Annotated in this window: 3 protein-coding genes; 2 read left to right on the forward strand and 1 reads right to left on the reverse strand. The window is 73.0% G+C overall.

From position 1 onward, the window contains the following. Positions 1-82: 82 nt before the first annotated feature. On the reverse strand, positions 83-1,693 hold the full coding sequence (rmuC, locus tag ACFWFR_RS17730) for a DNA recombination protein RmuC (RefSeq protein WP_377623905.1): 1,611 nt from the start codon (positions 1,691-1,693) through the stop codon (positions 83-85). Positions 1,694-1,825: 132 nt separating this feature from the next. On the opposite strand from rmuC, the gene ACFWFR_RS17735 reads away from it, so the two are divergent. Next, positions 1,826-2,716 (forward strand): ABC transporter ATP-binding protein, encoded by an 891-nt coding sequence (locus ACFWFR_RS17735; RefSeq protein WP_377617476.1) that lies wholly within the window; start codon positions 1,826-1,828, stop codon positions 2,714-2,716. Continuing rightward, positions 2,698-4,284: a hypothetical protein gene (locus tag ACFWFR_RS17740; RefSeq protein WP_377623907.1), complete on the forward strand. Its 1,587-nt coding sequence runs from the start codon at positions 2,698-2,700 to the stop codon at positions 4,282-4,284. Before ACFWFR_RS17735 ends, ACFWFR_RS17740 begins: the two co-directional genes overlap by 19 nt. Positions 4,285-4,335: the final 51 nt, after the last annotated feature.

The following is a 4,335-nucleotide window of genomic DNA, read 5'->3' on the forward strand; positions in this document are numbered from 1 at the left end:
CCCCCCTGCTGGGGGCGGGCCTTCGTCGTCCGGCCCGACGACGGCGCTCACCTCGCGGCGAGCCCCCCGACCGTGCTGTGCGTCAGGACGCGTCGGCCCCGCGGTCGCGCTCGTGCCGTCCGGGGCCGTTGATGGTCCCGAGCATGCCCGCGTCGAGCACACCGTCACTGCCGTCGCCGCGTGAGCCGGGGTCCGCACCCGCACCCGAGGCGCTCCCGATCTCGTCGAGCGCGACGACCGACTCGTTGACCGAGGCGAGGAGCTCGGGTGCGCTCACGGCGCTGAGCTGCGGGTTCGCCGGGGCGGGGGTCTCGAGGTCCTCGTCGACGACGTTGAGGTCGGCGAAGCGGCGGGCGCTCACGAGGACGCGGGTCTCGAGCGAGGCGACGGTCTTGTTGTACGACTCGGCGGCGCCCTGGATGGACCTCCCCAGCTTGGCCAGGTGGCTGCCCATGACGGCGAGGCGCCCGTGCAGCTCCTTGCCGAGCGTCAGCACCTGCTGGGCGTTGGCCGCGAGGGCGTCCTGGCGCCACGCGTACGCGACGGTCCGCAGCAGCGCGATCATGGTCATGGGGGCCGCGATGATGACGTTCTTGGCGACCGCGTACTCGAGGATCGAGGGGTCCTGCTCGACCGCGGCCGACAGGAACGACTCGGCGGGCACGAACATGACCACGAACTCGGGCGCGGGGCTGAACTGGTCCCAGTACCTCTTGCCCGCCAGGTCGTCGATGTGCTTGCGGAAGTGGCGCGCGTGCGCGGCCAGGCGTTCGGCGCGCACCCTGGGGTCGGCGGTCTGCTGGGCGTCGAGGTAGCCGAGGAACGCGACCTTGGCGTCCACGACGACGTTCTTCCCGCCCGCGAGCCTGATCACCATGTCAGGGCGCAGCGCGCCGTCGTCGGTGCTGACCTGGTCCTGCTCCATGAAGTCGACGTGGGGGATCATGCCCGCGGCCTCGACCACGCGGCGCAGCTGGAGCTCGCCCCAGGCCCCGCGCACCTGCGAGGATCGCAGGGCTGTGACGAGCTGGGCCGTCTCCGAGCGCAGGGCCTCCGAGTCGAGGCGCATGCTGCGCACCTGCTCGGTGAGCGTGCCGTGCGCCTCCCGGCGGGCCTGCTCGGCGGCCGTGACCTCGGCCTTGACCTGGTCGAGGGCCTTGCTCAGCGGCTCGACGAGCTGCTGGACGGCCTGCTCGCGCTTGGCCAGCTCGGACTCGCCGACCTGCTGGCTGCGCTTGAAGCGCTCCTCGGCCTGGGTGAGGAACTGCTCGCTGCTGGTCGCGAGGGCCTTGCGGGCCAGGACCTCGAACTGCGCCTCGAGGCGCGCCTGGTCGCCGCGGATCTCGCCGAGCCTCTTCTCGGAGCCCGCGCGCAGCTCCTCGATGGCTCGCTCGTGGTTGGCGCGCTCGATGTCGAACCGTTCGTCCGCTGCGCGCTCGACGCCCGCGAGGTGACGTCCGAACCCCTCGCGCTCGGTGCGGAGCTGTCGCTCGAACCCCTCGCGCTCGGCCGCGAGGCGCTCGGCGAGCCCCGCGCCGCGCGCGGCCTCCTGCTGCGCCTGGGACAGCAGGCCCGTGAGCCTGCCGATCTCCTCGCGCCCCGAGTCCGGTGCGGACCGCCGCGCGAACCACCCCAGGAGGGCACCCACGAGGAGCCCGACGACGAGCATCAACCACGGCAAGGCGTTGTCCATGCCCGCACTCTGCCAGGTGCCACCGACAGGACGGGTGAGCGACGCCGTCGGGCGTGCGGGCGAACCTCCCACCTCGAAAGACGTGACATTTCACAGGGGGAGCAGCGGCCCTGCTCCGCTACGTTTGTCCGTATGGCCCACGACCCTGAGCCCCGCGACCAGTTCCCACCCACGACCCCCGGCGCACCCGAGGCGCCGACCGCACCGGCAGAGACCGCCCCCGTGCTCGCCCCCGCAGCGCCCCCGGCCCCGTCGACGCAGGGGCCCGCGGCCCCCGCGCTCTCGGTGCGCGGTCTGTGGAAGAAGTTCGGCGAGAAGATCGCCGTGGCCGGGATCGACCTCGACGTCCCGGCGGGATCCTTCTACGGGCTCGTCGGCCCCAACGGCGCGGGCAAGACGACCGCGCTGTCCATGGCCACGGGTCTGCTGCGCCCCGACTTCGGCACGGTCCACGTGCACGGCCTGGACCTGTGGGCCAACCCGCTCGAGGGCAAGCGCATGCTCGGCATCCTGCCCGACGGCGTGCGCCTGTTCGACCGCCTCACGGGCGCCCAGCTGATCACGTACGCGGGCCTGCTGCGCGGCATGGACCGGCAGACGGTCGCCGAGCGCACCGCGGACCTGCTCGAGGCCCTGGGCCTGGCGGCCGACGCGAACACGTTCGTCGTCGACTACTCGGCGGGCATGACCAAGAAGATCGCGCTCGCCTCGGCCCTCATCCACGCGCCGAGCCTGCTCGTGCTCGACGAGCCGTTCGAGGCCGTCGACCCGGTCTCCGCGGCCAACATCCGCGAGATCCTCAACGGGTACGTCGCGAGCGGCGGCACCGTGATCGTGTCCTCGCACGTCATGGACCTGGTCCAGCGCATGTGCGACCACGTCGCGGTCATCGCGGGCGGGCACGTGCTCGCGGCGGGCACCGTGGACGAGGTCCGTGCGGGCCAGAGCCTCGAGGACCGCTTCGTCGACCTCGTCGGCGGCCGTCACACCACGGAGGGGCTGTCGTGGTTGCGCACCTCGTAAGGCTCAAGCTCACGCTCATGCGCAACACGCTCAAGAAGAGCGTGTGGCAGACCATCGGGCTGGCCCTCGGCATCCTCTACGGGCTCGGCATCGCGACCATGGCGCTGATCGGGCTCGCGGTCCTGGGCACCACGGCCCCGGAGACCGCGGGGCAGATCGTGACGATCGTCGGCTCGGTCGTGGTCATCGCGTGGTGGGTCGTGCCGCTGTTCGCGTTCGGCGTGGACGCCACGCTCGACCCGCAGCGCTTCGTGACGTTCGCGGTGCCCCAGCGCCAGCTCCTGGCGGGCCTCGCGGTCGCAGGGCTCGTCGGGATCCCGGGCGTCGTGACGCTCCTGGTCTCGCTCGGCACCACGCTCGCGTGGTGGCGCTCTCCCGTCGCGGCCCTCGCCGCGGTCGTGGGCGGGCTGCTCGCGGTCGCGATGTGCGTCGTGGGGTCGCGCGCGACCACGACGGCGCTCGCGCCGCTGCTCGACTCGCGCCGCTACCGCGAGGTCCTGTCGATCGCGGCGTTCGTGCCGCTCATGCTCGCCGGCCCGATCATCGGCTGGGCGACCGCGGCGATCGCCCGCGGCCAGGACGTCCTGCCGGTCATCGCGGACGTCCTGGGCTGGACGCCTTTCGGAGCACCGTGGGCCGTCGCGTCCGCGGTCGCGGACGGCGCCTGGGGACTCGCGCTCGCCCGGCTCGCGATCGCCGTGGTCGTGGTCGCGCTGGCGTGGGTCGTGTGGGACCGCGCGCTCGCCAAGGCGCTCGTCGCCCCGCGCGGCGGCGCGAGCGCGGGCAAGTCCAAGGGCCTGGGCTGGTTCGACCGCTTCCCGGCGACCCCGGTCGGGGCCGTCGCGGCGCGCTGCCTGACGTACTGGTTCCGCGACCCGCGCTACTCGGGGTCGATCGCGGTCGTCCCGCTGCTCCCGGTCCTGCTCTGGTTCGTCGGGTCGAGCATGGGGATCGACGGCGGCGACGGGTTCCGCGAGCTCATGCTCGTGCTCGGGCCGCTCACGGCGTTCACGTTCGGGTTCGCGATCTCGGCGGACATCGCCTACGACCACACGGCGTTCTGGACGCAGCTCTCGTCCGGCGTCACGGGCTTCGCGGACCGTGCGGGACGCGTGGTCGCGGCCGCGGTGCTGGGCGTTCCGGTCGTGACGATCTTCGCGGTCGTCTCGGTCGCGTTCACGGGACGCTGGGACCTTCTGGTCGCCACGGTCGGGCTGAGCCTGGGCGTGCTCGCGACGGGGCTCGGGGTGTCGAGCGTGGTCTCGGCGCGGCTCCTCTACCCGGTGCCCAAGCCGGGGGACAGCCCCTTCAAGTCGCCCCAGGGTGCCGCGATGGCGACCATGTTCGCGCAGATGATCACGATGCTCGTGCTCCTCGCGCTGTCCCTGCCCGCGGCGGGCCTGGCGCTCACGAACGTCCTGACGGGCGACGCGGTGTGGGGCTGGCTCGCGCTGGTCGTGGGCATCGGTCTCGGCGGGCTCTTCCTGGTGCTGGGCATGCGCTGGGGCGGGCGTCTGGTGGACCAGCGGGGGCCGGAGCTGCTCCAGCAGGTCATGAGCTACAAGTAGCGGGCCCGACGACGGACCCCGCCCGGGTGCGCACGTGCGGTCGTGCACGTG

The sequence above is a fragment of the Oerskovia sp. NPDC060287 genome, from assembly GCF_042726775.1.
In the GTDB taxonomy this organism is placed as follows: domain Bacteria; phylum Actinomycetota; class Actinomycetes; order Actinomycetales; family Cellulomonadaceae; genus Oerskovia; species Oerskovia merdavium.

Bases quoted from the DNA above. Each gene is read 5' to 3' on its own strand.
- ACFWFR_RS17735 (WP_377617476.1), top strand. From the start codon at position 1,826: ATGGCCCACGACCCTGAGCCCCGCGACCAGTTCCCACCCACGACCCCC.
- rmuC (WP_377623905.1), bottom strand. From the start codon at position 1,693: ATGGACAACGCCTTGCCGTGGTTGATGCTCGTCGTCGGGCTCCTCGTG.